The 24,406-nt window shown below is 57.1% G+C and carries 25 protein-coding genes; 17 read left to right on the forward strand and 8 right to left on the reverse strand.

The annotated features are described in order from the left end of the window. Window positions 1–29 precede the first annotated feature (29 nt). From O3S85_RS05410 to O3S85_RS05420, 3 genes are all read right to left on the reverse strand, one after another. Window positions 30–1,148, reverse strand: a complete 1,119-nt coding sequence (locus tag O3S85_RS05410; protein WP_269538776.1) for a hypothetical protein — start codon at window positions 1,146–1,148, stop codon at window positions 30–32. 42 nt (window positions 1,149–1,190) lie between these two features. Next, window positions 1,191–2,453: a CAP domain-containing protein gene (locus O3S85_RS05415; protein ID WP_269538778.1), complete on the reverse strand. Its 1,263-nt coding sequence runs from the start codon at window positions 2,451–2,453 to the stop codon at window positions 1,191–1,193. 98 nt (window positions 2,454–2,551) lie between these two features. Then, window positions 2,552–3,775, reverse strand: a complete 1,224-nt coding sequence (locus O3S85_RS05420) for a radical SAM protein (protein ID WP_269538779.1) — start codon at window positions 3,773–3,775, stop codon at window positions 2,552–2,554. Window positions 3,776–4,116: 341 nt separating this feature from the next. Here O3S85_RS05420 and gspG point away from each other — a divergent pair, with 341 nt between their 5' ends. The 5 genes from gspG (at window position 4,117) to O3S85_RS05445 (ending at window position 7,497) form a co-directional block, all read left to right on the forward strand. Continuing rightward, window positions 4,117–4,551: a type II secretion system major pseudopilin GspG gene (gene gspG / locus O3S85_RS05425; protein ID WP_269538781.1), complete on the forward strand. Its 435-nt coding sequence runs from the start codon at window positions 4,117–4,119 to the stop codon at window positions 4,549–4,551. 42 nt (window positions 4,552–4,593) lie between these two features. Next, window positions 4,594–5,199, forward strand: a complete 606-nt coding sequence (locus O3S85_RS05430) for a hypothetical protein (protein ID WP_269538782.1) — start codon at window positions 4,594–4,596, stop codon at window positions 5,197–5,199. Window positions 5,200–5,256: 57 nt separating this feature from the next. Beyond that, entirely contained in the window at window positions 5,257–6,066 is an 810-nt protein-coding gene (locus tag O3S85_RS05435; RefSeq protein ID WP_269538783.1) for an AsmA family protein, read from the forward strand. 11 nt (window positions 6,067–6,077) lie between these two features. After that, window positions 6,078–6,218 carry a hypothetical protein gene (locus O3S85_RS05440; RefSeq protein WP_269538784.1) on the forward strand — a complete coding sequence of 47 codons (141 nt, stop codon included), beginning with the start codon at window positions 6,078–6,080 and terminating at the stop codon, window positions 6,216–6,218. Window positions 6,219–6,324: 106 nt separating this feature from the next. Then, window positions 6,325–7,497: a hypothetical protein gene (locus O3S85_RS05445; protein WP_269538785.1), complete on the forward strand. Its 1,173-nt coding sequence runs from the start codon at window positions 6,325–6,327 to the stop codon at window positions 7,495–7,497. A 7-nt stretch (window positions 7,498–7,504) separates the two neighbouring features. On the opposite strand, the gene O3S85_RS05450 is transcribed toward O3S85_RS05445, so the two are convergent. The 3 genes from O3S85_RS05450 to O3S85_RS05460 form a co-directional block, all read right to left on the reverse strand. Then, window positions 7,505–7,969, reverse strand: a complete 465-nt coding sequence (locus O3S85_RS05450; RefSeq protein WP_269538786.1) for a hypothetical protein — start codon at window positions 7,967–7,969, stop codon at window positions 7,505–7,507. A gap of 135 nt (window positions 7,970–8,104) precedes the next feature. Continuing rightward, on the reverse strand, window positions 8,105–9,337 hold the full coding sequence (locus tag O3S85_RS05455) for a pyrophosphate--fructose-6-phosphate 1-phosphotransferase (protein ID WP_269538787.1): 1,233 nt from the start codon (window positions 9,335–9,337) through the stop codon (window positions 8,105–8,107). 106 nt (window positions 9,338–9,443) lie between these two features. Beyond that, the gene (locus O3S85_RS05460) at window positions 9,444–10,283 is read right to left on the reverse strand and encodes a carotenoid biosynthesis protein (protein ID WP_269538788.1); all 840 of its coding nucleotides are present in this window, start codon (window positions 10,281–10,283) and stop codon (window positions 9,444–9,446) included. 185 nt (window positions 10,284–10,468) lie between these two features. Here O3S85_RS05460 and O3S85_RS05465 point away from each other — a divergent pair, with 185 nt between their 5' ends. Both O3S85_RS05465 and O3S85_RS05470 read left to right on the forward strand, forming a co-directional pair. Then, window positions 10,469–11,203 carry a pseudouridine synthase gene (locus O3S85_RS05465; RefSeq protein ID WP_269538789.1) on the forward strand — a complete coding sequence of 245 codons (735 nt, stop codon included), beginning with the start codon at window positions 10,469–10,471 and terminating at the stop codon, window positions 11,201–11,203. Window positions 11,204–11,218: 15 nt separating this feature from the next. Continuing rightward, window positions 11,219–12,091: an SH3 domain-containing protein gene (locus tag O3S85_RS05470; protein ID WP_269538790.1), complete on the forward strand. Its 873-nt coding sequence runs from the start codon at window positions 11,219–11,221 to the stop codon at window positions 12,089–12,091. A 72-nt stretch (window positions 12,092–12,163) separates the two neighbouring features. Here O3S85_RS05470 and O3S85_RS05475 read toward each other — a convergent pair whose 3' ends face one another. Then, window positions 12,164–15,280: a hypothetical protein gene (locus O3S85_RS05475; protein ID WP_269538791.1), complete on the reverse strand. Its 3,117-nt coding sequence runs from the start codon at window positions 15,278–15,280 to the stop codon at window positions 12,164–12,166. A 67-nt stretch (window positions 15,281–15,347) separates the two neighbouring features. Further along, entirely contained in the window at window positions 15,348–15,596 is a 249-nt protein-coding gene (locus O3S85_RS05480) for a hypothetical protein (protein ID WP_269538792.1), read from the reverse strand. Between O3S85_RS05480 and folD the strand changes: the two genes are divergently transcribed. The 10 genes from folD to O3S85_RS05530 all read left to right on the forward strand — a co-directional run bounded on the left by folD (window position 15,571) and on the right by O3S85_RS05530 (window position 24,390). After that, the gene (gene folD / locus O3S85_RS05485) at window positions 15,571–16,452 is read left to right on the forward strand and encodes a bifunctional methylenetetrahydrofolate dehydrogenase/methenyltetrahydrofolate cyclohydrolase FolD (protein ID WP_269538793.1); all 882 of its coding nucleotides are present in this window, start codon (window positions 15,571–15,573) and stop codon (window positions 16,450–16,452) included. The genes O3S85_RS05480 and folD overlap by 26 nt on opposite strands. Before the next feature lie 2 nt (window positions 16,453–16,454). Beyond that, entirely contained in the window at window positions 16,455–17,078 is a 624-nt protein-coding gene (locus O3S85_RS05490; protein WP_269538795.1) for an RDD family protein, read from the forward strand. Window positions 17,079–17,171: 93 nt separating this feature from the next. Continuing rightward, entirely contained in the window at window positions 17,172–18,398 is a 1,227-nt protein-coding gene (locus O3S85_RS05495; protein WP_269538797.1) for a response regulator, read from the forward strand. After that, window positions 18,391–19,194, forward strand: coding sequence for a pyrroline-5-carboxylate reductase (proC, locus tag O3S85_RS05500; RefSeq protein WP_269538798.1), 804 nt, complete (start codon window positions 18,391–18,393; stop codon window positions 19,192–19,194). The genes O3S85_RS05495 and proC overlap by 8 nt, the downstream gene beginning before the upstream one ends. Before the next feature lie 4 nt (window positions 19,195–19,198). Then, window positions 19,199–19,675 carry a 2-amino-4-hydroxy-6-hydroxymethyldihydropteridine diphosphokinase gene (folK, locus tag O3S85_RS05505; RefSeq protein WP_269538799.1) on the forward strand — a complete coding sequence of 159 codons (477 nt, stop codon included), beginning with the start codon at window positions 19,199–19,201 and terminating at the stop codon, window positions 19,673–19,675. A 27-nt stretch (window positions 19,676–19,702) separates the two neighbouring features. After that, the gene (pabB, locus tag O3S85_RS05510; RefSeq protein ID WP_269538800.1) at window positions 19,703–21,043 is read left to right on the forward strand and encodes an aminodeoxychorismate synthase component I; all 1,341 of its coding nucleotides are present in this window, start codon (window positions 19,703–19,705) and stop codon (window positions 21,041–21,043) included. 40 nt (window positions 21,044–21,083) lie between these two features. After that, on the forward strand, window positions 21,084–21,884 hold the full coding sequence (locus tag O3S85_RS05515; RefSeq protein ID WP_269538801.1) for an aminotransferase class IV: 801 nt from the start codon (window positions 21,084–21,086) through the stop codon (window positions 21,882–21,884). Between the two features lie 62 nt (window positions 21,885–21,946). Beyond that, the gene (locus tag O3S85_RS05520; protein WP_269538802.1) at window positions 21,947–23,710 is read left to right on the forward strand and encodes a sodium-dependent transporter; all 1,764 of its coding nucleotides are present in this window, start codon (window positions 21,947–21,949) and stop codon (window positions 23,708–23,710) included. A gap of 20 nt (window positions 23,711–23,730) precedes the next feature. After that, the gene (locus O3S85_RS05525; RefSeq protein ID WP_269538803.1) at window positions 23,731–23,856 is read left to right on the forward strand and encodes a hypothetical protein; all 126 of its coding nucleotides are present in this window, start codon (window positions 23,731–23,733) and stop codon (window positions 23,854–23,856) included. A gap of 60 nt (window positions 23,857–23,916) precedes the next feature. Beyond that, window positions 23,917–24,390 carry a hypothetical protein gene (locus O3S85_RS05530; RefSeq protein WP_269538804.1) on the forward strand — a complete coding sequence of 158 codons (474 nt, stop codon included), beginning with the start codon at window positions 23,917–23,919 and terminating at the stop codon, window positions 24,388–24,390. The last annotated feature ends 16 nt before the right edge of the window (window positions 24,391–24,406 follow it).

Raw genomic sequence — 24,406 nt, forward strand, 5'->3', positions numbered from 1 at the left:
GCCCCTGTGGCAAGTTTAAAGGCGCCTGCTTAGCTGCCTTTCACGATTTCGAATTCCCGCACCTCATATTTGCGCTCGTCGGCGATCGCGACTCGTAGCAGTTGGCCCGTTTCGGGGTTCAGCGCCATGGCCCCCAAAAGTCCGTCGCTTAGCAGGTAATATCCGTCGGCCTTGCGGTCGATAAGGATGCCAAATTTGCCACTGATCTTAATCCCCCGCTCATCGACTTCTTCCGTGGGCAAGCTAATGCCAGCGATCAGTCGATCTTCGTCGAGCATGAGACAGTTGCCCAAGTAAATTTTGTCCCCATTGATCGTGAAAACAACGTCGTCCTCATCCGCCGAATTCCGTGAAATCTTAAATTTACGGATGTCTTCCCCTCGGGCGATATAGGCGTAGCGGTTATCCCACGGCGGCACCTGTAAGCTACTGCTTGCAATGCACGTATTGAGCCGCTCCAAGCGAACGGGATTTGCGCTATCCACACGAAAAATGCCATTGCCGCCACAGGCCCCGAGCGTGAAGAGCACGTCGCCATCGCGATCATGGGCAATCTGGCCACCAAAGAACCAGAAACGGCCCTCCTGTTGGTCTTTGGCTCGCTCTTCCGGGCTGATACCGGGCTCGCTCTTTATATACTCCAGCGGCACGATGTCCCGCGCACCCGCTTCGGGCGTCCACGTAATTAGCTTCATGTGCGGCGTCGTTCCATTACCGGAAGACATGATAATTTCGCCATCCTTGCCAATACTCATGCCGTCCATCCAATAAGGAACAACGCCCAACGTTTTCTCACGCAGGGAAACGACTCCCAGATAGTTTGCGGGTACACGATTACCGCCAAATTTGAAGCCATCAATACGCGGGCGGAAATGCGCGAACTCGAACTCATCAGGAGTGTGCAGCGTGCCCAATTCAATGATACGCTGTTCCTCAATAAACTCCCGGTCGGCGGGGCTTAGCTGATCAATCTGGAGCTGAAATATCCGCTGATCCACCGAGCGGCGCACCTCGACACGATCATCCGTCGAAGAAATATAATCCGCTTCGAGTGTTCTCCCGTCGAGACTCGTCCAGGTTCGCCCCTGTAGTCCGTTTAACGCTAGCGAAAATACAAACAGTAACAAAGTCGGGATAGATAGCTTCATCACTTGATCTGAATCCAGCAATCACAGATTGTCGAGGCGAACTTACTCCAGATAGCTCCAGGACTGGACTCGCCAAAAACGTGGGGAGCCGCCCGGCCAGGCCTCAGACCAACTAACCGTGCTGCCGATGGTGCTTTTGCCGCTGTCGATAATTTCCCAATCCACCAGATTATCGCTTACCACAATGCTGGTCGGTTGGCCATAGACGACGCTCCAGCTCGCATCGGTCTCGCGCGTGGTGGAGTCGATCTCGACGCTCGCGCCTACCAGTTGAGCCTCTGCAGGGAAATTCAACCAAGGGACCAGCGCACTTCCCGTGCCCACGGTGACTTCCTTCGTGACCGTTTGGGCGAGTGAGCCGCCCGTGAATGTCAGTTGGTAGTTGCCAGCATCAGCGGGGATGGCGTAGCCGCCTGCTTCGCCGGTCACGGCAAAAAAATTTCCGCTATCGGGCATCACCGTAACACCGCCAAGCCCCTCGCCCGGGTCATAAAGCTGGTTGCCGTTTAAGTCCTCCCAGACTGTGCCCACGATGAAGCGATTATAATGATCGGGCGATGAGCTGCGGGCATTGCAGTAGTTGATCGTCGTCACCTGTGGGCCGATGGCGTTGGTGTTATCATTATCTTCGACGATGCCGACGCCGACATTGCTGTAATTACCCATCAACCCGGCGCGATGGCCGCGCCCAGTCTGCATGCCGGTGCCGTCGTTGCCGCCCCAATCAATGTTAAACCCGGCGTGTCCGTACGGTCCGTTGCGCGAGTAGGAAAAGACGCTGCCACGGTAGCTGGTCCAGCTAAAGCCGGCATCCGTCACCCGTGTGCTTTGGCCGTTGTGGTTTTGCCCATCAACACTGATTAGATAGTTCGAATGGTCCACCGCCGCATTGTGCAAACGGACGTCAAACGCCGCTGGCGGCCGGGCCGGAATCGCGGCGAATTCCTCCCGCAAGATGTCTAGGTTGACGTTGAAAAAACTCACCGCGTTTTGTATCTGAGCATCCGGGACGAGCGACAGCCAGACGCCCTCCACGGTCGGGTTCGTGCGGGCCCGGTTCATCAGCCAGACGTATTGCTGCTCCACGCCGCTAGGTCGCGTGCCGTCGGCACTTTTGTGATAGGTCCACTCGCTCTGCGAGAGCGGTGCCTTATGCTCAGCGGAGCGCGCAGTCGCCCCAGTTAAGGCCGTGGGCTCGCCAATGGCCGGGGGAAATGGTTCCGGGCTCTGGGGTGCGCCGTTGGCGGCAAAGGAGATCAGCCCTAGGCAAGCAAAGCAAAATTGTCGGGGAAATTTTCGCATCATCCATCCTCATCAAGGATGATGCACATGCTATAAAAACGTGCTCCGGGCACGAGCCGGAATCGCCCCCGGTGACGCGTTTCACAATTCTTTCAGCTTTGTCAGGCTGCGCGGCCAACGCTCTGCGCCGTCAGCATTGCCAACAACTGCTGCAAGCGCGGAAACCAGAAACACCCCGCCTGCGTGAGCGGAATACCGTCTGCCTGAGGTTCCCCGATGAGCCCGGCAACGCGCCAGTTTTCAGCAATCGCGGATGAGTCTTCGTGGGCGGGCCATTCGCTGAGCGGTGGCAACATGCGGCGCTGAATACTCGACATCACGGCATCCGTGAAATCCTGCCCGGGCTTGGGCTCTTGAATCGTGCAGCGCGCCCCCAGCGACCCGTCGTCCATCGCGGTTTCGTAGTCATCCAGCAGCCGGTGGCAACTAATGGTCACATTGCTCAAGCGCCCGCCCGCCGAAGAGCCAAACGGCAGGATGTCGGCGCTGGTCTTGGCGAGTTGATTGTAGATGGAACGCTCGCGCTCGCTGCGTCGCCAGTGCTGCGGCGTAAAGTGCTCGAAGCCATGGCGTGCGAGCTCAGCTGCTGCCGCGGTAAACATCTCGGCGCGCAGGTGGGTGTCGGCTGGCGCGGCCATTCTCCCCTGCTCCACCGCCTTCGCCAACGGGCTGCCGGGAAACTGCTTCAGCGCATACAAGTCCAGGCCATCGATACCGGTCTCCTCTGCCAGAAAACGGACGTCCTCAACGACCGAAGCAACATCCTGCCTCGGCAGGCCATAGATCAGATCAACAATGGTCACGTAGCCGAGGGCGACGAAGTTTTGCAGCGTTTCGCGAATTTGGCCGCGGTCCGCGAGGCGTCCCATCGAGCGCCGAATCTTGGTGTTAGTGCTTTGCAGCCCAATGGAAATGCGGTTCGCGCCGGCTTCACGCCAGGCCTCAGCCTTATCACGCGTGAAGCCCCAGATGCGCCCTTCCACGGTGATCTCCGTATCGTCGTCGATGGGATATAAGTCCCGCAGCTTACAGATCACCCGGGCCAGATCAGCCGCATCCATGTCACTCGGCGTGCCCCCGCCAAAGAATACCGAGCTCACGCGGCGCGCCGCAACCGTCGGCCCCAGCCAGCGCGCCTTTCGTTCGAGATCGCAGATCAGGTGGTCCGCATAGCGTGCGCTGAAGCCCGGCTTGGTCGTGTTTTGAAAGAATGGGCAAAACGCACAGCGGTGATGGCAAAACGGCGTGTGCAGGTAGAGATTCAGTGGCTGCTTCCGGCGCTGCCAGTTGACTTCCGGTGCCCAGTCCGCGAACGAATCGTCCACCGCCTTACCACCGCCCATTGCCCCGTGTCCATGACGTGGCCCGCCCCTGACCGGTGGAAATATATCCGCTAAGGGCACCCCAACCCGGGCCATGAATGGCGACTCTGCTACCTGTGTTTCGCATTGCATATGAGAAGCATGCCGGAGGCTGATCGCTTCCGCAAAAGCATTCGTGAGACGCGGTCTCGTTTTCAGGCAAGGCAAAGCCATTCATTAGGGAATCTAATAACATAAAAGCATGTGTTTAGATCAATGAAGACAAAGAAATGACAGAAATCTCACCATTTCCTGACATTTAAAATCTTTAATTGGCTAAAGTAATGGCCATCCACAATTGACCTATGAAACAACCAAAACGCCATTCCTCCTCCGGCTTCACTTTGCTGGAGATCATTATCGTCGTGGGGCTCATTGCCGCACTGGCCGGAACGCTTATCGCCGCATTGGCGAGAAACGACGAGGCCGCCAAGATCAAGATCGAGCAGCAATTCCTGGAGTCCGGCATTCGCGCCCAGCTCATGAGCTACCGGCTGCACCTGAATACCTACCCAACGACCGCTCAGGGCTTGCAAGCCCTGTCGGAGAAACCGCAGGATGTCGGTCGCAGTTGGCGCGGACCCTACGTCGATAGAAAGCTGGTCGATTCCTGGGGCTCCGCATATCAGTATCGGTTCCCCGGCGAGCACAACCGCAGCGATCCCGACATCTGGTCCACCGGCCCCAATGGCATCGACGAAGGCGGGCTCGGCGACGATATTAACAACTGGGGCGAGTAGCATCAGACTTGCCTCCCCGGGGTGGCGGCATACGCTGGCGACATGCAATATCGCCTGTTACTCGCCGCCCTGGTCAGCACCGCCGTTTTACCACTCCAGGCTGACCAGGAACCCACCCCGCCGCCGGCGGAAGCTGAAGTCGTCCGCGAGGAGGTTATCATTCTGGAGGATGCTCCCCCGCCCGCGGACGCCAGTGAGGAGGAAAAGGCCGACTACTGGGAGTCCGTCCGCGCCAAATATGAAGCCGCCAAGGACGCCACGGGCGAATACTACGACAAAGCTAAGAGCAAAACCGGCGAATACTACGACAAAGCCAAGGATACCACGACCGGCTGGTATGAGGACGCCCGCGACTGGACGCAGGAAGACATTAAAAAGGCCGGTGCCTGGCACTACCGCGTGTTGGTGGTCAGCCGCAATGATCTGGCCCGCGACCCGGATAAAGTCACCAACATGCTCAACGCCCTCGGTGCCGAGCGCTACGAATGCTTTTGGGTCGAGCCGCTTGACGAGGATCACACCAAGATCGCCTTTTTCTTTAAAAAATCCGGCTTCAGCTACCTGAAATCCATTCAAGCCACGGAGTTTTGGCGCTTCATGCCCAAGGGTGGCGATGCCGATGCCGGCGACGCACCCGGCGCTCAATAACGCGCCAAGTTTTAGACTCGCTTGCTCGCCAAAAATCGTAAGGATTTACGGGACATTATGATCAAAAAGATTCTCATCGCTTTAGTACTCATTGTGGTCATTGCCGCAGTAGCGCTCTTTTTCACGGTTAATTCCCTCATTGGCGGAGGCGTCACCAAGGCCTTCAACAAATTCGGACCAGAAATCACCGGCACCAAGACCTATATTGAAAGCACCAGCGTCAATGTGTTCGACGGCAACATCGGCATCAACGGCCTGTTCGTCGGCAATCCCAAGGGTTTCGAGAAGCCCAGCGCAATGGAAACCGGTGAAATCTACATCGACGTCGATCCCGGCAGCCTGTTTTCCGACACAATCGTGGTGAACGAAATTCGCATTCTCGCACCGAAGTTCACCTACGATCAGAATCTCGCCACGAACAACCTCACCACCCTGCAAAAGCAGATTGATGAGAACATGAAAAAGTTCAAAGGCACCGATGACAAGCCTGCCGAAAAGCCCGAGCAAGCGCCCACCGAAGAGCAGCCCAAGAAAACCATTATTCTGCACAAACTCGTCGTCAAGGAAGCCGAAGTGGACTTGGCGATCAACCTGGCAGTTGTCAAAACCGGTCGCGCGATCACACTCCCGGAAATCAATAAAGACTTCGGCGGTGAGGGCGTGACCCCGGCAGAAGCAGCGGACTACGTCCTGAGCGTCGTGCTGGAGCAAGTTGCCGAAGAAGCTGCCAAGCTTGTACGCGAAATTACCAACGATCCTAATGCCGTATTGGAGAGCGTCACGGGCGGCAGCGGCTCCCAAGCACTGGAAGACGCAGGCGACGCCGTCGAAAAGGCTGGCGAGAAGATCAAGGGCCTATTCGACTAAGCACTCCTCCCATGGGTCCGTTTCGCCTAACGCCTCAGGAAGCGCGGACCCTCACGGTGCTGCTGCTCATTCTGTTGGCGGGTCTGATGGGCCTTATGATTTGGGGCGGCGACGCCGAGCCACGGGAAAATATGGCGTCGCAGCAAGAGTGACCAATGTAACGACTTCGTGACAGCCACCAGCAGAGGTTGACCTCGAGCTATCAAGCCGACTCTTTGGCTTGAGCAAAATCTAGCTGTATTTATGTCGGAATTTTTCATGATACTCGGGTTCGCGTTGGCGGCCTATGCGATCGTAGCCAATGATTCGATCCAGACGCTTGGCACGTTCCTTAGCTCGAACGCGAAGCGCCCTTGGTGGATACTATGGGCGTGGATATCTGGCATTATGATCGTCACGGTGACCTGGGGCTGGGTGAGCAATGGCGGAGACCCGGCTTTCGGCCGACTCACCGCGAAGCACATCCCTTTTCCATCGGAGTATGGCGGCGTCTTTACTTGGGTCTTCATCTTACCCCCGCTTGCGCTCGTCATTCTGACGCGCATGGGGATACCAGTCAGCACGTCTTTGCTGGTTTTGACTGGTTTTAAAGGCATTGTGGCCGCCCAGGAAGGCAACAGCTACACCGAGGCTGTGGACCTGTTTAAATCCATGATGGAGAAGTCGCTCGTCGGCTACGCGATCGCCTTTGCCCTCGGGTTTGTCATTTTCTGGCTAGTTACCGCAAAATTAGAAAAACACTTCATTGAAACGCATGGGGATAAAACGCCTCATCCGTTTTGGACGGTGTTCCAGTGGCTTTCCACCGGCTTTCTTTGGTCGATGTGGCTCGTGCAAGACTTGGCCAATATCTTTGTGTATCTGCCACGGCAGCTGCACGTCTCCGGTTTAGTGCTGTCCTTGCTGGGCATGGTCCTACTCCAAGGATACCTAATCCGCTCACGCGGCGGTAAGATTCAGAAGATCGTCACCAGTAAGACCAATACAATCGATGTCCGTTCAGCGACATTCATCGACCTGCTCTATGGCTTGGTGCTCCTGTTTTTCAAGGTCGACTACATTCCTAAGCTTTTCGAAGCCATGGGCTTAGCAGTTCCCTGGCCGCCAAAAATGCCAATGAGCACGACGTGGGTGTTCTTGGGACTGCTGGCAGGCCGTGAGATTGGCTTGGCGCTCTATCTGCGCCACCGCAGCAAAAAGAAAATCCGCAATCTGGTCTTTGGCGATGCGGGTAAAGCCGTTGTCGGTTCGATTGTCGCGATCGTGTTGGCCATGATTGTCCCCATCATGATCACGCCCGTACCAGAGGAAGTCCAAGAGGAGGCCAGAGCCCAACACGCGACCGAAATTGCCGAATCCGAGGAAGCAACCCTTGAAGAGAGCCTGGCGGACGAAGTTCAAGAGGTCCAAACGACGCCAAACGAGCAATAATCCCGTTTCAATGGTCCAGGTGGACGTCGCCTTGGTGCTCACCTTCCGGGCCTTGGCCGGGGCGGTATTCTAGAGACAAGCATTCGTGAAATTGAATGACCGGCTGACCACGCCTTGGACAACGAACGAGCACCCAGCGGTGGTCTAAGTCCGCACAAAGATGCTGGCTGCGCGGTGCATCGCCCTCCCGTGTGCGGCATTCCCACATCATCTTGGAACGTGCGCGGGTTTCGTTGTCGGCAACTTCGATTTCCCAGGCGTTTTCATCGTAAACATGCGCCTCGTCGAAAAACTTAGCCTTCAGCTTCTGATGCGCCTCAAAGCCGGCAAAGCCATGCCACTCATTATCGCCAAATTTCAGCACCAGCCCGTCCTCGGCAAGGATGTCCATAAAGCCCGCCAGGCCTAAGTGTTCGTCGTGACGACGCCCCCATTTGCGGATCAGCTCTTTTGCTTCGTCTGCAGAAACCATGCCTCTATGACAAGAAAAAGGCCCGAAGTTCCCAAGCTAAAACTCAGGAACTCCGGGCATTTGAAATTCACTTAACAGCCTCAACTGCCTCTCAGCCTCAGCCACGGCTGGCTCTCCGGGGTAGCCGGACGCTGCCTAGTGGGCGACTTCGACCTTCTTACCCTTGGTCTGGCCAATAGCAGCCAGCAGCTCGTCGAACCAAGGCTCGTCAATGTTGAACGGCTTGCCGCCCTTGATGCGCTCGAACTCGATCGCGCGCAGGATGTTGCGCTGGTCTTCGTCGTGGCCGATCACGCCGGTCTTGCCTTCGTGTGCACATTGGACGGCGAGATCCGTGCAGCTCTTGATTAGGCGGAGGTCGTCGATATTGGCCGGAGCCGCACGGCTGAAGTAGCCGCTCTTTTGCACCATGTTTTTCTCGGCACCGAGGGCTTCAGCAAACTTGCTGCCGAAGTATTTGCCGGGGTTCACGGCGTCCAGCTTCACGTGGCCAAAAGCGTCGCGGGGCACTTCCTGGCCAGCGGCTTCCATCTGCTTGACGATGGACTCCACGCCCGCGCCTTCGGAGACAAAAATGTTCACGCAGTCGACTTCATCCATGACCTTCTTGAGGCGCTCGGCTTCGGCTTCGAGGTCGATTTCCATCTCGGGGATAAAAATCGCATGCACGTCGAGGCGCTCCTTGCTCAGGCCAAGGCCGGGCACGAAGCCACGGTCGCCAAGGATGTTGTCACGGTAGTATTTTGCGGTCGCCGCAGTCAACCAACCGCAGGAGCGGCCCATGACTTCGTGAACGATCAGCATGCGGGGGTTGGCGTTGTGCTCGGCCACGATGTTGCGGAAATACTTGGCACCCTCTTCGGCCGCCGTCCAGGCACCGAGGCTCTGAGCAATCGGGAAGACGTCGTTGTCGATCGTTTTGGGCAGGCCGATGACCTGCAACTCGTAATCATTGCGGTGCAGGAATGCAGCCAGGTCCGCCGCAGCGGTGTTGGTGTCATCGCCGCCAATGGTGTGCAGCACTTGGACGCCATCCTTGACGAGTTGATCCGCGGCGACCTTCTGCGGGTCTTCGCCTTCTTTGACGAGGCCCCGTTTCACGCAGTCCTTCACGTTGGTCAGCTTGACGCGGCTGTTGCCGATCGGGCTGCCGCCATGGCGATGCAGGATCGCGGCGTTTTTGCGCATCTCCGGCGTCACCGTGATGCTGTCGCCCAACAACAGGCCTTTGTAGCCGCCCACGTAGCAAATGATCTCCGTATCCGGAGCAATTTCCGTGTAGCGTTCAATCAGGCCACCGATGGCCGACGATAAGCAAGGCGCGAGACCGCCCGCAGTTAGAATTCCGACTTTTTTAGGTGCTGGCATAGCGAGTCCATCCAATCAATCTCCCGCCTCGTGGGAAGAAAAAACCAGCACAGCCAGCGTTTTATTAGCGTCGGCGCAGGGCCAGGAAAGCGTGAGAAACCTGTAATCAATATTTACGCGGACGATATCCCGGCTGGTAGCGCCCGTAGTCCGTCAGCAGGAAAACATCCCGCCGAGGCCAGGCGAAGCGCACCACGATCACGGCAATAATCAGCGTCAGGAATGCGGTCCACGCCGCTGCCAGCCAGAGGCCGTTTACCAGGCCCGCGACGAGGAAGCTCGTCAATACACTGCCCAGCACGGCCAGCGGCAAAAACAACGACCCCGGCGCGATATAGCCCTCCATAAAGATTCGCCCTATAAAATACTGCAGCGGCCACACGATAACCAGTGCCGTGAAGAACCAGCCAAAGAAATTAAGCATCGGCACGCCATAGTATGGCCCACTGCTCTCCCAGTGCCAATAACCGCAAACCAGCGTTGCCACCGGCTCCAGGGAGACATCGACCATCGTCGCCATAATGGCCACACAAAGCGGAATCAGCCCGGGCTTGAGCATTTTTTCCCGTGCCAGCATGTTGAAAAACAGCAGTAGCGGATAGAGCACCACCCACCACGCCAGCGGGATGGCCCAGGGCAGCTCCCCCAGGATGCGCGGTCCAAAGCGACCGGTGTAGCCGTATTCGCCGAACGGAATCCCCGTCTTGGCACCAAACATTTCGATGCCGCCCGACAACACGCCGATCCACAGCAGCACGACGATCGTCGCCCCCCAACCAATGCGACGCACCGCATCGAGAAAAATCACCGCCGAGGCCAAGATCATGAACAGCAGGTCTTCCCAGTGGCCCACGGGCGACTCATATGGGATGGCCACCGCGACCAACCCCACCAGAAACCAGATCACATACCAACCGAGTATGATTTGAAACAGTCGACGAAACATCGCGAAGAATAAGGCGCCCAAATTCTCGCGCCGCAACCATGATTCGCGAAGATTTCGCCAACTCGCTGTCCTGGCCTTTCTATCAGACGAAAGTGAGCCGTTTGCGGAGAATGCCCGCCCCTGGTTGCATTTTAATAAAATCGCTTGCGCCAAAGGACGTTTGCCCCGATGAATAAACGGTTCCAATGCCAGAACCAGAAGCCATACGTTTGCAGAAGTATTTATCCGAGCAGGGTTATTGCTCACGCCGCAAGGCCGAGACCCTGATCGAAGAAGGTGTCGTGACCATCAACGGCAAAACCGCCCAGCTCGGCGACAAAGTTGTCACCGGCAAAGATATCGTCAAAGTCGAGGGCCAGCGCGTCAACGCGCGCAAGCTCAAGCGCTGGGTCCTCATGCTGAACAAGCCCAAGGGCTACATCTGCAGCCACAGCGATCCGCACAACTCCAAAACGATTTACCAGTTGGTCCCTCCCGAGCTCGTCAGCGACAAGTTGATCTGCTGCGGCCGCCTCGATAAAGAGAGCGAAGGCATGCTGATCCTCACCACCGATGGCGACTTGGCCCAGCGCATCACCCACCCTTCCGGCGGCGTCATCAAGCGCTATCGCGTAAAACTAAGCCGCAAATTCGACACCGAGCTTATCCCCAAGCTCATCAAGGGCATCAAGCGCGATGGGGAATTCCTGCAGGCTAAAAAGATCGTCATGGCCACCAAGGGGCAAGACGTGGACCGCCGCCTGGAAGTCCACCTGGAACAAGGTCGGAAGCGTGAAATCCGCCGCATGTTCGAAGCTTTCGGCTACTTTGTGGACAAGCTGGAGCGCTTCCAAATGGGTAATCTCCCCATGAAGGGCATCCCCCGCGGCGGCATCCGCGAAGTGACAAACAAGGAATTGGACTTTCTCTTTTCAAAATAGTCGTTAGGCTTTCCTATGATGAATTTTAAGACCCGCATTTTGCTTTTCCTCGGCGCATGCCTGGCCTCGATCTCCCTCTTTGCTCAGGACCGCATGGTGAATATTTACCTGGAACCCGACATCAACGGCACCATCTATTTCCAGGAAAGCATGGACGAGCTCAATGACCTGGAGCCGCGGCCCTTGCTTGATGGCGGCGGCGCGGGCCAAGGTTGGATGTTCGTCCAATACCCGGGCAAATACGTGGGCTACGTGCCTGACAGCGAGATCCTCGCCAATGACACCGTCCGCAACGGATCCAAGGCATTTCTGCGCCCCGACCTGGCCAGCCCGGTTTTGGCCGTGATCATTGATGGCGACGAAGCCGAAGTTGCCCGCATCGAAAATGGCTGGGCCACCATTTACTTCGAGGGAGAAGCTCCCGCCTATTTCCGACTCGACGATAGCGCCGCCAGCAGCGCCCCTGCCCTTGCGCCGGCTGCCACGATCGGCAAAGCGCCCCAGAGCGCCTCAGCTAACTCAGCGCCAGCCAATTCATCCAATGCGGGCAATGCACCAGTACTACAGGAAGTCACGATGCAAGACACGGCCATCAATACTCCCGTCACCGCAGGCATTCGCCCGATGTCGCAGAGCGTTTCGCGCTACATTCAGGGTAAATTCGAGCGTATCACCGCTTGGGACCGCCTCTTCGGCAGTGACTACGATTACCGCCTCCTCGACGCCAACGACGACACCGTAGCCTACGTAAAGGTTAACGACACCATCATTTTCGGCACTATTGAAAGCTACTTCGGCCAACGGGTCGAAATCCAAGGTGTCATGAAGCGCATCAAAGGCAGTGTCCCTCTGGAAGTCACTGCGGATAACATCCGGGTGCTTCGGTAAGAGCCCTCAAGACTGAAAAAGCGCAGCCGGCGTGATTCCGACTGCGCTTGAAAATATGCGAGATACCTGCCCTCAAGGGCGGAGCATATCAGGACCAAGTCCGGGATTATTCGTTGCCCAAGTGGTATCGAACATCAGGCGCTCCTTCATCGTGAGGGTGTCGTCATCGTAGTCCGGGAAGATCACTGTGCGGTTGGTCTCGTAGCCACCGGAGAGATCATCCAGGACGAGATTACCCGAGTAGGTGTGGTCGGTGTTCGCGTTTTCATCTACGTCCTCAATCGAGAGATAATCGGCAATGTTGTTCGTGAACGTGCCGCCTTGATTGAATTCCCGAATGAGAATCTTACCAAAAGCGAGGTCCGGGCCGCCGTCATAAACTTCATCCGGATGCCCAATGCTCAGGCAATTGCGCACCTCGAAGTTCAAGTTGCCGCGCATGGCAATGCCGTTCTGGCTGTTGCTCACAAATACGCAGTGCTCCATGAGCCAGTCGCGATGGTTGCCGGTCCAATACGGGATGCGACTACTGCTGATGCGCTGGTCTTCGTTTTCGATGAGTGAGCCTTGTGACTTGCCATCGCCGTAGCCAAATACGCGGCGGATAAGCGCCTGGCGGTTCGGCGGCTGGTTGGGATTACCGAACTGGATGATGTCGCGGTGCTCCCCGGAGGTGTGGTTGCCCTCGTGGCCGAGCAGCTCGACATTTTCCAGCCAGATGCCACGGCTTTGCTGGAAGAACGCGTGGTCGTCGGCCACCGTTTGGCTCACCGTGTCAAAGACGCCAAATGCCTTCGTGTTTACGGATGCGGACAGCGCCGTATTGAAGTCCGACAGCGTGCAATCCTCCATCACAAGGTAAGTATCCTCGCGGGTCGTCACCCCGTTGCCGACATAGCGAAAGGTCTCCGTTGTCTCCCACTCGGTGCCGTCATTGAGATCGACCGTGACCGTGTAGCCCGTGAATGTGCAATTCTTCAGGCGGACACCGCGGGATTTCTTCAGCGACAACAGCGTCGTCTCGGAGGTCAGTTCAAAATCGACATTCTCTATGATGAAATGGCCGGTGGTATTTAGCCCGCCCTCCGTGATCTTGGCCCCACTGGCCCCAAGGATGATAACCGGGTCTTCGGTGGAGCTGGTTGAGAGGGCTTTGCCGTATGTGTTGCCCCAGCTGTAGGTGGTGTTCGTGGCTAGTTGGACGACGTTTCCGCCCGTGCCGATGGCGGCCTGAAACTCGGCGTTATTCGTTGGATAATGGGTCGGCGTGCGGTCGTGAGCGGCAATGATATCGAGGTCAATCGTCGCGCTGGCGGTGTCGTTGCGTGCGTCTGTCGCTTGAATAATAATCGCAGTCGACGCAGCACTGGCACTGGTCGGGCACTTGCCGCCAACGAGTCCATTGACCGGCATTTCGACCCAAGCAGGTGCGGATGTAATCGTGTATTCAAACGGCGGGAGGCCACCGGCAAAGAGCACATCGCAGCTAATCGGGAAAAGATGCTGGCCAGGCTCGACATACTGGTGGTCCAGTTGTGCATGCTTTGCGGTATCCAGCGTAGAATTGGCGGCCAAGGTTGCCGGTTCGGCGTCAACTTGCAGGTAAACGGTAGCGCCGTTAACCGATTGCCCGGCAGCGTTTTCGGCATAGATATTCATCGCCGTGAGCGTCTGAGTTGTGGTCGGCGAAAAGGTCAACACATCGCCGCTGACGCTCATGGGGATGCCGGCGTCGTTGGTATAATTACTCACGTTGCCGATGAAGGCGTCAGTCATGTCGACGGTGACGTCTTCGTTCACAAAGCCGAGATGATGCTGAATGTAGGGCTGCTGATCAAGGAAAGGCCGCGGCCCGTCGTCGCCGAGTTGGGTCACTTCGACCTGATAAATCTCGATGCGGCGCGTGTCGCCCGTTGCCACCACACCACGAAGTTGCCAGAAAATTTCGATATACGCAGTGTTTGCGGGAGCGGTGCCAGTGGCAGGCATGATGGTCTGGTTGTCGCCAAGGACGAGGTCTGCCGTCGTTTCCAAAACCGTGCCATCTGATTCGATCAAGCGCACAAAGTGGTCGGTAGAATTCCAACCCGAGCCAACGACCGCACTGCGGATGACGACCTCGTACGACTCGCCCTCCTCTGCCGGGAAGCGAAGCGTTAGGTATTCCCAGCTAGCGCCTTCACCGCCAAAGACCATTGCACCATCTGCCGCTCCGGCGTTAGCAGCGGTGGCGTCGTGGTATAGAGAGGCGGGCTCACTGTGAAATGGCGTCGTGCCGGATTCATCGGTTTCGAAGTCCGATGCGTAAAGTGAGACCGCGCCTGAGACAAAGGAGTCGATCGTTAACACACCGGTAGTAGCCCAAACCGTGGTGTCCCAAATGGCCGCGTAATTTTCGATAATGACGTTACTGGCATCGCCAACATTGACCGTCCCGCTGCCAGAGTTATCCCATAAATCATACGAATGCCCCACCGCTGGCACATAACCACCCTGCGGGACCAGCCAAACAGCACCACCATTCGTTCCCGCCAGGGTTAAAGCACCCGTTGAGTGGCTGACGTCAAAATACTCCGCATCGTCGTCACCAAAGACGTCCAGTTCGATCACGCCCGTGTTGATATCCACATGGCTGCCGACCTTGATATTGAACTTCCGCTGATTGCCGGAGTTCGTCCCTAAGGGCGCGAAAGCTCCGCCGTTTAAGGTGATGCCATTATCCTGTGTGATACTGAAGCCCTCAAGGCGGCCACCGGTTTCCACGGTGGTTGCCGAGCGCACGGAGGCGCTATCGTCATTGGCGTCGAGGAGCAGCCCGCCCGCACCAACAGCCACCCCGCCACTGGAGAGATGCCGAATCGCCGCATAGCTACCATGAACCGACAATGTGCCGCCTGCTTCAACGGATATCGTGCCACCCGAACCACCGTAGACATGGCGGTAAACGGCGGCCTCGTCTACCACCACATTCTCGCCGTCCAGATCAATATCCTGGGAGCTCGACGGCAGGCTGCCACCGATCCAATTGCCAGTATCATGCCAGTAGATACCATCGCCACTGGCACCATCGAGATCGTCTGCATCCCAGTAAACCTGGGCGGTTAGCGGGTTGGTCAGGGTTGCGCCAATTAAAATCAGCGCGCTGGGAGAGAGCAGCCAAGCAAATGGCCGGAGGGTGCCGGTTGTCATAGATGATGGGGGTTGGGGGTGTGTTTTTCAGCCTGGGGTAGGCTTCATCGGCTCCACTTGGATACAGTTAAAAATCACTGTCCCCAAATGGAATCCGCGCAAATACTAACGTTTGATTCACGTTTTTAAAAGAAAAATCAGCCAATCGAACAAACACGAGGAACTTCGCCCAGTGAACGCCAACTCCGAATCGCCCCCAATCTTCGCGCTCAACCTCCACACAACGAAGAACGCTATCGAATGCATTTTTAGCTTTGCCATTGGCGGCGGGGGCTTCTGCAATCGCCCATATGGAACTGATTGATGGTAATGCCATTTCTGAACAAATTCTGGACGAACTGAAGGCCGAGCTCGCTCAGCTGGATGGGCCCAAGCCCGGCGTGGCCTTTGTCCGCGTGGGCGAAGATCCGGCTTCCGTGTTCTACGTGAACAAGAAGCAGAAGGTCGCGGCCAATATCGGCGTCGAGAGCACGCTGCATGTTCAGCCCGAAAGCATTACCCAGGAAGAACTGCTCGCCGTCATTGATAAGCTCAATGACGATCCGGCGGTGCACGGCATTCTCGTGCAGGCACCCCTGCCCTCACACATCGAGGAACGCGTCATTTTTAACCGCGTATCGCCGGACAAGGATGTCGACGGCTTTAACGTCATTAACATCGGTAAACTCGTCCAGGAAGACCCAACTGCCTTTGTGGCCTGCACGCCCGCAGGCGTGATCGAGCTACTCAAGCGCAGCGGCGCCGCCACCAGCGGCAAACGCGTGGTCGTAGTCGGCCGCAGCCTGATCGTTGGCAAGCCCGCCGCTCTACTGCTCATGATGAAGGCCGAGTTCGGTAACGCAACCGTGACCGTCGCCCACTCGCGCACCTCGAATCTGGCTGAGGTCGTTGGCGAGGCAGACATCATCATCGCCGCCATGGGTAAGGCCAGCTTCATCACTGCGGACATGGTCAAGGAAGGTGCTGTCGTGATCGACGTGGGCATCAACCGCGTAGACGACGCCAGCAAGAAAAAGGGCTACCGTATCGTCGGCGACGTAGACTTCCCGAACGTATCGCCCAAGTGCTCCCAAATCACGCCAGTGCCCGGAGGCGTTGGCCCGATGACGGTTGCGATGCTGATGAAGAACACGGTCGCCGCCTACCGCCGCAGTCTGGAGTCCAACGCCTGATTATGGCGGAATCCAGCCCCGTGAAGCCTCCTCCGCTGCCCAAGATACCGGTGATTCAGATCGCGGGTCGGGGTAAGCGCACCCTGTGTGCCCTACTCGATTTTACCGTCATTTTGCTGGTATCGTCGTTTCTGGTGGCCAAGATATTCTGGCCTACGATGTATCCATCGGCCTGGCCGGAGCTCGTCGAATGGCAGCAGGAGGCCAACACCCAAATCGAGCACTGGCAATCCACTCCGGACGCGCCATATCCCACCTATCCCGACCCACCCTTGGCCGCGCAGGAAGGTGTGGCGTTTGCCCAAGTCTTCACGGGTATGGTGGTCTGGTTTTACTTCTTTTTCAGTGAAGTCTTTACGCGGGGAAGCTCTCTGGGCAAATCCGTCTTTGGGCTAAGGGTAATGAGCATGCGCCACGCCGGGCCTCCAACTCCTTTGGAATGCGGAGTCCGGGCCAGCATCAAGGCCTCGTGCTTTATTATGCCGATAATTTTACTACCGATCAATTTGCTCGTCATGCTCTTGCACCGACAGCGCCAGGCATTACACGATTTAACTGCTTCCACGCTGGTCGTCGCGATGCCGATGGTGCTGGTTCAGAAAAAGCCGGTTAAGCGCGACGATTAATTTAACTTGCGGCAACTGCCGGTCGTTATATGTTATGCGGCTTGTTAAAAACTTAACAAAGCCCCGACTCAGACGTCCCAAAATACTGCGCCAGTGCCTCCCGAAACCAATAAACAGCTCATACTGGTCGTCGACGACCAGCCCATTAATATCAAGCTGCTCCAACGGAAGTTGGAACGCGAGGGCTATGAGGTGCTGACCGCTTTCAATGGTCAGGAATGCCTCAACATTGTGGCCGACCGAAAGCCGGATCTTATTCTGCTAGACGTGATGATGCCCGAGATGGACGGCATCGAAACCTGCGAAAAGCTGAAGGAAAACGAAGACACTGAGACGATACCGGTCATTTTCATCACGGCCAAGTCCTCCAAGGAGGGCAAACTAGAGGGTCTCGGCGTCGGCGCGGTCGACTACATTACCAAGCCGATCGACTTGGAAGAAACGCTGGCTCGCGTAAAGACGCAGCTGCGCATTCAGGAAATCTACCGCGAAAACATCGAGCTGCAAACGCAGTTGGGCGAGATCCGCCGCAGCGCAGCCGTGGGTGCTATCACACAAGGCATCGCGCACAATTTGAATAACCTGCTCGGCGTCGTCGTCGGCTACCTCGATCTGCTCCGCAACGGCTACGACAGCCCAGACATGGTCAAGCGCAGCGTCTCGCTGATGGATCAGGCGATCCAGCGTATGGTGAACATCATTCGCCACCTCAGCTCAATCGCCACCAGCGAGCGCGTCCAGATTTCCCCGCTCGAAATTGGCATCCTCATCAATGGCGCGCTGGACCGCTTTAAAACGGAATACGAGATCGAAATGGACATCCCGGTCGAATACTCCATCCCGGAAACCTACAAGTTCGAGGCCAACAGCGAAGTCTTTGAAAACGTCCTGCTCAAGCTGCTGGTCAACGCTTGGGAGGCCTATTCCAAGAACATTGACGATAACCAAAAGGCAATTGCGATCAAGGTCCAGATGTCGGACAACGGCGAAACAATTTTGATCAAAGTGATCGACGAAGGCCAAGGCGTCCCCGCCGACATTCGCGACCATATTTTCGACCCGTTCATTACCTCGAAAACATCCGTTGGCCGCGGCCTGGGCCTGACCATGGCACGCCACTCAATGCGAAATCTCAAGGGCGACCTGACTCTCGTTAACCGCGCTGAGAAAGGCTGCGTGGCCACGATGATCCACCCGATCAAGCAGCCTACGCTGGACCCGGTAAAACCGCCCAGCCCGTCGCAGCACAGCCCACAAGGGCCCGCAATTATTTCCACGCAATCGGGTAACATTTCCTCGGCCGCCACCCGCCATGATTAAAGTCGCATTTATCGGCGCTGGCCGCATGGCGTCCGCCATGGTGCGGGGCCTCCTGAAAACTGGTCACTACAGCCCGGGCGAAATCGGCTGCACTTGCGGTGAAGATCCCAGCGGTCCCCAGCTCGCCGACAGCACCGGCATCATATACGAACCCAAGCTGGAAAAATTGCTGGGGCAGTCGGACATCATCGTCCTGGCCTGCAAGCCTCAGCAATTCAACGGCTTGGATGCGACCATCAGCGCGCTCGCCAAAGATCAGTTAATCATTTCCATCCTCGCGGGCACTACCCTGGCGCGGATCAACGAACGTTTCCCCGAGGCCCGCAATCGCGTGCGCTCCATGCCAAATACACCCGGACAAATCGGTGCGGGCATTAGCGCCTATGCCAGTGATCAACGCCTGGACGATACCGACAAACAAATCGTGCAGCTAGTCCTCGGCGCATTGGGCGAAGTGGTTGCCGTACCGGAAGACCAACTCGACGCGGTGACCGCTGTCAGTGGCAGCGGCCCGGCCTACGTGTTCGAATTTACCGCCGCCATGGCGGAGGCAGGCGTCGCCGCCGGTCTACCCAAGGACGTGGCGGAAAAATTGGCCCGCCAAACCGTCATCGGTGCAGGCCTGCTCCTTCAGGCTTCGGACGAACATCCCGAAGAACTGCGCCGTCAGGTAACCTCTCCAGGTGGCACCACACAAGCCGCCCTGGAGCAGTTCACCGAAGACAAGCTGCGCGACATCGTTCGCCACGCCGTGATCGCCGCCAAGCAGCGCTCCATCGAACTGGCGCAAGCCTAACGCTGTGGCGCGGGCATTCCTTGGGCTGGGCAGCAATCTCGGCGATCGTCAGGCTACGCTGTTGGACGCGATACAGCGCTTGCAGCAAACCGATGGCATACAAGACTGCCGATGCTCTTCCTTTTACGAAACGGCTCCCGTTGGGCCAGTCCAGCAAGGCGACTACCTTAACGCCGTGGTGGAAATAAAGACATCGCTTGAGCCGATGGAGCTCTTCCAAAGCTGCCAGCGTCTGGAAAAGCAGGCTGACCGCGTCCGCGAAGTCCGCTGGGGGCCGCGCACGCTGGACATCGATATACTGGCTTTCGACGACGTTTCACTGAACTCTCCGGAGCTCACCCTCCCCCATGCCGAGGCCTGCCGCCGCGCATTCGTGCTAGTCCCCTGGGCAGAGTTGGCACCGGATTTTATGCTCTTGGGTAAAGCCGTGGCTGACTGGCTACAGGAAGTTGGCCACGAGGGCGTTCGTAAGTTTGACTGACGCCAGCCGCCGCACAGGATAGCACGCATGGCATTGATTGAGCCCAGCAGTTTGCATCCCGTCGAGGCCTTTGCCCGCCTGCGGCGAGAGGTGGGCTGCTGCTGGCTGGACAGTGGCGAAGGTGCCAGCGAAATACAGCGTTACTCAATCCTCGCTGCCCGCCCGAGCCTGACCCTCCGCGCTTGGGGCCCACGCGTTGAGCGCATCACGAAGGCGGGCGTCGAATACATCGACACCGACTCACTGGCGCATCTCGAAGCCGAGATAAAAACCCGCCGTAATGACGCAAAATTTGCTGGCGGCGCGGTCGGCCATTTCAGCTATGAGTTTGGTCGTCGCCTTGCGGGGCAGTGCGACAACTCGGGCCGCGCAAGGCATTGGCCGGATTTTCATTTTCAGTTCTACTCGGCGGTCTATGTTTTTAACCATGAAGATGGCGTCGCCTCACTGCGCGCCACCGATGATGCCGAGGGGCAGACCGCGCTGAATGAGTTGATGAACATCCTGAGGTTGCCCCCCGCTCAGGATGGCCCGGCCTTCGCCGGCAAAGAATTCACCGCTAATCGCAGCCGCGAAAACTACACGCAGTCGGTATCTGCGATCCGCGAGTCCATCGCCGCCGGAGACATCTACCAGGCCAATCTTGCACAGTTTTTCTCAACGCCATTTCTCGGCGATTCGAGCACTCTCTACAACCGTCTTCGCCGCCACAATCCCGCCCCCTACAGCATCTATCTCGACCAAGGCAGCCGGCAAATCCTCAGCAGCTCGCCTGAGATGTTTCTGCGCGTCGAAGGTGGGCGCATCATCACCCGGCCGATCAAAGGCACCCGCCCGCGTGGCGAGACTCCCGCCGAGGATGACGCCTCCCGCGACGCACTGCTGGAAAGCGCTAAAGAACGCGCCGAGCTGCTGATGATCGTCGATATGGAGCGCAATGACCTCGGCCGCATTGCTGAGTTCGGCAGCGTGAAGGTCAACAAGCTCTACCAGGTGGAAAGCTATGCGACCGTCCACCACCTGATTGGTGAGGTCGAAGCGCAGCTCAAGCCCGGCGTGACGCTCGCGGATCTGCTGCGCGCAACGTTTCCCGGCGGATCGATCACCGGTGCCCCCAAATTGATGGCTATGGAGATCATTGCCCACCAAGAGCCCTCGCCGCGCGATGTTTTTTGCGGGGCCATTGGCTGGCTCGGATTCAATGGCGACATCGACCTTAACATCGCCATTCGCACCATCACTTGCCAAGAAGGCCGCGCGGATTTCGGTGTTGGTGCCGGTATCGTTTGGGACTCCGAACCCGAAGCCGAATACGAGGAAACCCTCCACAAAGCCAAGGCACTCTTTGCCGCGCTCAGCGAGCAATAATCAGCTTTGCGACGGCGCACAAACTCTCTAGGATTCCAGCATGCAGATTGTTTTCAATGGTGAGTTTATGGGGCACAGCGAGGCCAAGATCGGTATCATCGAGCCCGCAGTGCTTTATGGCCTCGGCTGCTTCACCACGATTCGACTGCATGCTGGCAAGCCCCGCTTTTTTGACGAACACTGGCGGCGATTCACCGACAACATGCAGCAGCTCTGTATCGAGTTAACACTGAATGCGGACACAGCCCTGGCGCATATCATCGAGCTTGGCCGCCTGAATAAAGTCGCCGAAGGCGCAGTCCGCATCTCCTGCCACCCACGCTATGAGGGCGTGGATTATATGATTTTCGTGACGCCGCCGCGCCGCGCGGATCCGCCCGCCGCCTATCGCCTAACGCTCAGCTCTTGGCCTCACCCGGGTGCCTCTCCGTTGTCCGCCGTGAAGCACAACAACTACGCGCTCTTTCGCTCGGCCCACATGGAGGCACGCGCCGCAGAGTGGGATGAATGCCTGCTCGCCGATGCGTCACAACAGGTCATCGAAGGCGCGATCAGCAATTTCTTCTGGGTCGACGATGAGCAATGCCTCTGCACGCCCTCGATCGAAAGCGGTGCCTTGCCCGGCGTGATTCGCGGCAAAGTTCTGGAGCTATTTCCGGCCATTCGCGAACGCACGCCACACGTTGACCAGCTGCGCCGAGCAACAGAAATTTTCCTCACCAACTCCTCCTTCGAGATTAAGCCCGTCAGCGAAATCGATGGGGAGAAGCTGGCTGGAGCATCCGGCGAAATAACAGCCAAGGTCATTCGCAGCTTTCAAGAGGCCTATCCGGAGATGTAACGGCGCGGAAACGTTTTTTTTCTGGCTCTTGGCCTACGGTATGCTTCAAATGCGGCCCCAACGTGTCATCATCCTCTCCCAAAACAGAACAATGGAACTCGCGGCTGGGCGTCATTCTGGCGGTTGCCGGTAGCGCGGTTGGTCTGGGTAACTTTTTGCGATTCCCCGGCCAGGTCGCCCAAAACGGCGGCGGTGCCTTCATGATCGCCTACTTTGTTTCCTTCTTGTTGATCGGTTTGCCGATCTGCTGGGCGGAATGGACCATGGGCCGTCACGGTGGCCAGAAAGGCTACAACTCCAGCCCCGGCATTTTTAACGCAATCTGGCGCAGTCCGGCATCGAAATACATCGGCATCATCGGGGTCATCATCCCGGTGGTCATTTATATGTATTATGTTTACATTGAGGCTTGGTGCCTGGGCTACGCGGTCAATTTCGCCCTCGGCAACCTGGAGTTCACCACCATCGACGAGTCCAAGGCGTGGTGGGCCTCATTCATCGGCATTGAGAAAGACGGGCAGGCCTTCGAGGGCTTTGGCATCGGCAATGTGGCGATCTTCCTGTTCTTCGTCTTCATCCTGAATTTTGTGCTGATCTTTCGCGGCATTTCGGGCGGCATTGAGTTTTTCTGCAAGTTTGCCGTGCCCACGCTGGTGCTACTGGCGGTGGTCGTATTAATCCGCGTGATGACGCTCTCAACCGACGTCACCGCGCCGGAAGAAAACGTCAACAACGGCCTGGGCTTTCTCTGGAATCCAGTGAAGTCGTTCGTTGTGGAAACCGATGTCGCCACCGGTGAAACGACCCGACGCGAGATCGTCGACAAAGACTTCAAGGAACACTACTCGGCCATTAGCGGCACAACCGAGAACGGTGTGAAATACGAGTATGAAACGGTCGGCGTCGTGAAGCAGCTGATGAATCCGCAGCTCTGGCTCGCGGCGGCGGGGCAAATATTTTTCTCCCTCTCGGTGGGCTTCGGCGTGATAATCACCTACTCCAGCTACATGCGTAAGAACGATGACGTCGTCCTGAGCGGCCTGTCGGCGACCAGCGCCAATGAGTTTTGCGAAGTCGCGCTGGGCGGGCTAATTACCATCCCTGCGGCTGTCGCGTTTATCGGTGTTGCAGGCTTGGCGGGCGCGGGCCTCGGCACGTTCGACCTTGGCTTTAAAGTGCTACCACTGGTCTTCTCGGAAATGCCCATTGGCAATGCCTTTGGCGCGCTTTGGTTCTTCCTGCTCTTCCTGGCGGCCATGACGAGCTCCATCTCCATGCTGCAGCCCGGCATCGCGTTTATTGAGGAAACCATGAAGGCCGACCGCAAACGGTCATGTGCGATCCTCGGCCTGATCACCGCGATTGGTTGTGGCTTTGTGGTATATTTCAGCGCGGGCATCAAGGCGTTGGACACGCTGGACTTCTGGGTCGGCACGTTCCTGATCTTTGTCTTGGCGACGATTCAGATCATCCTGTTCGGTTGGGTATTCGGCATTGATCGCGGTTTCAAAGAAGCCCATGAGGGCGCAGCGATCAAAATACCCGGCGTGTATCGCTTCATCATGAAGTATGTCAGCCCGCTGTTTTTAATCGTTATTTTCGTGTGCTTTGTGCTCACCAATGTATTCGGGATCAGCTTTACCGGTGGCGAAGCACATTTGAGCGGCTATGTAACGGATCTTATTGGCACAGAGGATTCCAAACCGAACGTCGTGGCCTGGCTAAGCGTTGGGCTGGTCGCGATCTTGTTCGCGTTCTTTGCGGTGTTGGTCTCCTCAGTGAAGCGCTACAAGAAACTTCACGAAAACTGGAAGGAGCAAGCATGACTGCGGGTGGATGGATTTTTATGAGCGTATCAGTCGGTGCCGTATGTGTGCTGTTTTCATGGTGCATGTGGAAAGTAATGACCACCCCTGGTGAGTCCGAACACATGCACGGCTTCAGCGCCGATGAGGAAACGCCGGACAAATAAGGCGCGTTTTTTACCTACGGATATCTCGGATGAACGCGGATTAGGCATTGTTAAGCACTTATGATTTCATCTGCGTCCATCTGCGCTATTCGTAGTTTAATATTTACGGTCGCCATCCTCACGCTGGCAGGCTGCGGCTCCACGCAAGAGCACCGCGCCAGACAGTATTCCACGGCATTTGGTAAGCTCGACGCCCCTGCCCAGGAACGCGCACTGAGCGGTGGCATTGCCATCGGGGATTCGCGGGAAGCGGTTTATATCGCCCTCGGCGTGCCACAGGGCCAGCGCAAAATCGATAACGTCGAGGTCTGGGAATACGTAGCGCGCCCGGTTCCCTCGGAGACCCCTTTTACCGACGGCTCCACTCAATATTACCTCACTCCCAACAGCGGCGCATGGTCACCCAAATGGGACGACAATTCCGGCTACCTCTACCTGGAATTTGAAGACGGCGTGCTCGATCTTTACGATTACCAGGAGAATGGCTACCCGCTGAAAATGCAGCCCAACGCGGTCATTAATTTGCCCGGCTAGCGTATTCAGTTTTTCT

It is taken from the genome of Cerasicoccus sp. TK19100 (assembly GCF_027257155.1).
Lineage (GTDB): Bacteria > Verrucomicrobiota > Verrucomicrobiia > Opitutales > Cerasicoccaceae > Cerasicoccus > Cerasicoccus fimbriatus.

Bases quoted from the DNA above. Each gene is read 5' to 3' on its own strand.
- O3S85_RS05410 (WP_269538776.1), bottom strand. From the start codon at position 1,148: ATGAAGCTATCTATCCCGACTTTGTTACTGTTTGTATTTTCGCTAGCG.
- O3S85_RS05415 (WP_269538778.1), bottom strand. From the start codon at position 2,453: ATGATGCGAAAATTTCCCCGACAATTTTGCTTTGCTTGCCTAGGGCTG.
- gspG (WP_269538781.1), top strand. From the start codon at position 4,117: ATGAAACAACCAAAACGCCATTCCTCCTCCGGCTTCACTTTGCTGGAG.
- O3S85_RS05430 (WP_269538782.1), top strand. From the start codon at position 4,594: ATGCAATATCGCCTGTTACTCGCCGCCCTGGTCAGCACCGCCGTTTTA.
- O3S85_RS05435 (WP_269538783.1), top strand. From the start codon at position 5,257: ATGATCAAAAAGATTCTCATCGCTTTAGTACTCATTGTGGTCATTGCC.
- O3S85_RS05440 (WP_269538784.1), top strand. From the start codon at position 6,078: ATGGGTCCGTTTCGCCTAACGCCTCAGGAAGCGCGGACCCTCACGGTG.
- O3S85_RS05445 (WP_269538785.1), top strand. From the start codon at position 6,325: ATGATACTCGGGTTCGCGTTGGCGGCCTATGCGATCGTAGCCAATGAT.
- O3S85_RS05450 (WP_269538786.1), bottom strand. From the start codon at position 7,969: ATGGTTTCTGCAGACGAAGCAAAAGAGCTGATCCGCAAATGGGGGCGT.
- O3S85_RS05455 (WP_269538787.1), bottom strand. From the start codon at position 9,337: ATGCCAGCACCTAAAAAAGTCGGAATTCTAACTGCGGGCGGTCTCGCG.
- O3S85_RS05460 (WP_269538788.1), bottom strand. From the start codon at position 10,283: ATGTTTCGTCGACTGTTTCAAATCATACTCGGTTGGTATGTGATCTGG.
- O3S85_RS05465 (WP_269538789.1), top strand. From the start codon at position 10,469: ATGCCAGAACCAGAAGCCATACGTTTGCAGAAGTATTTATCCGAGCAG.
- O3S85_RS05470 (WP_269538790.1), top strand. From the start codon at position 11,219: ATGATGAATTTTAAGACCCGCATTTTGCTTTTCCTCGGCGCATGCCTG.
- O3S85_RS05475 (WP_269538791.1), bottom strand. From the start codon at position 15,280: ATGACAACCGGCACCCTCCGGCCATTTGCTTGGCTGCTCTCTCCCAGC.
- folD (WP_269538793.1), top strand. From the start codon at position 15,571: ATGGAACTGATTGATGGTAATGCCATTTCTGAACAAATTCTGGACGAA.
- O3S85_RS05480 (WP_269538792.1), bottom strand. From the start codon at position 15,596: ATGGCATTACCATCAATCAGTTCCATATGGGCGATTGCAGAAGCCCCC.
- O3S85_RS05490 (WP_269538795.1), top strand. From the start codon at position 16,455: ATGGCGGAATCCAGCCCCGTGAAGCCTCCTCCGCTGCCCAAGATACCG.
- proC (WP_269538798.1), top strand. From the start codon at position 18,391: ATGATTAAAGTCGCATTTATCGGCGCTGGCCGCATGGCGTCCGCCATG.
- pabB (WP_269538800.1), top strand. From the start codon at position 19,703: ATGGCATTGATTGAGCCCAGCAGTTTGCATCCCGTCGAGGCCTTTGCC.
- O3S85_RS05515 (WP_269538801.1), top strand. From the start codon at position 21,084: ATGCAGATTGTTTTCAATGGTGAGTTTATGGGGCACAGCGAGGCCAAG.
- O3S85_RS05525 (WP_269538803.1), top strand. From the start codon at position 23,731: ATGAGCGTATCAGTCGGTGCCGTATGTGTGCTGTTTTCATGGTGCATG.
- O3S85_RS05530 (WP_269538804.1), top strand. From the start codon at position 23,917: ATGATTTCATCTGCGTCCATCTGCGCTATTCGTAGTTTAATATTTACG.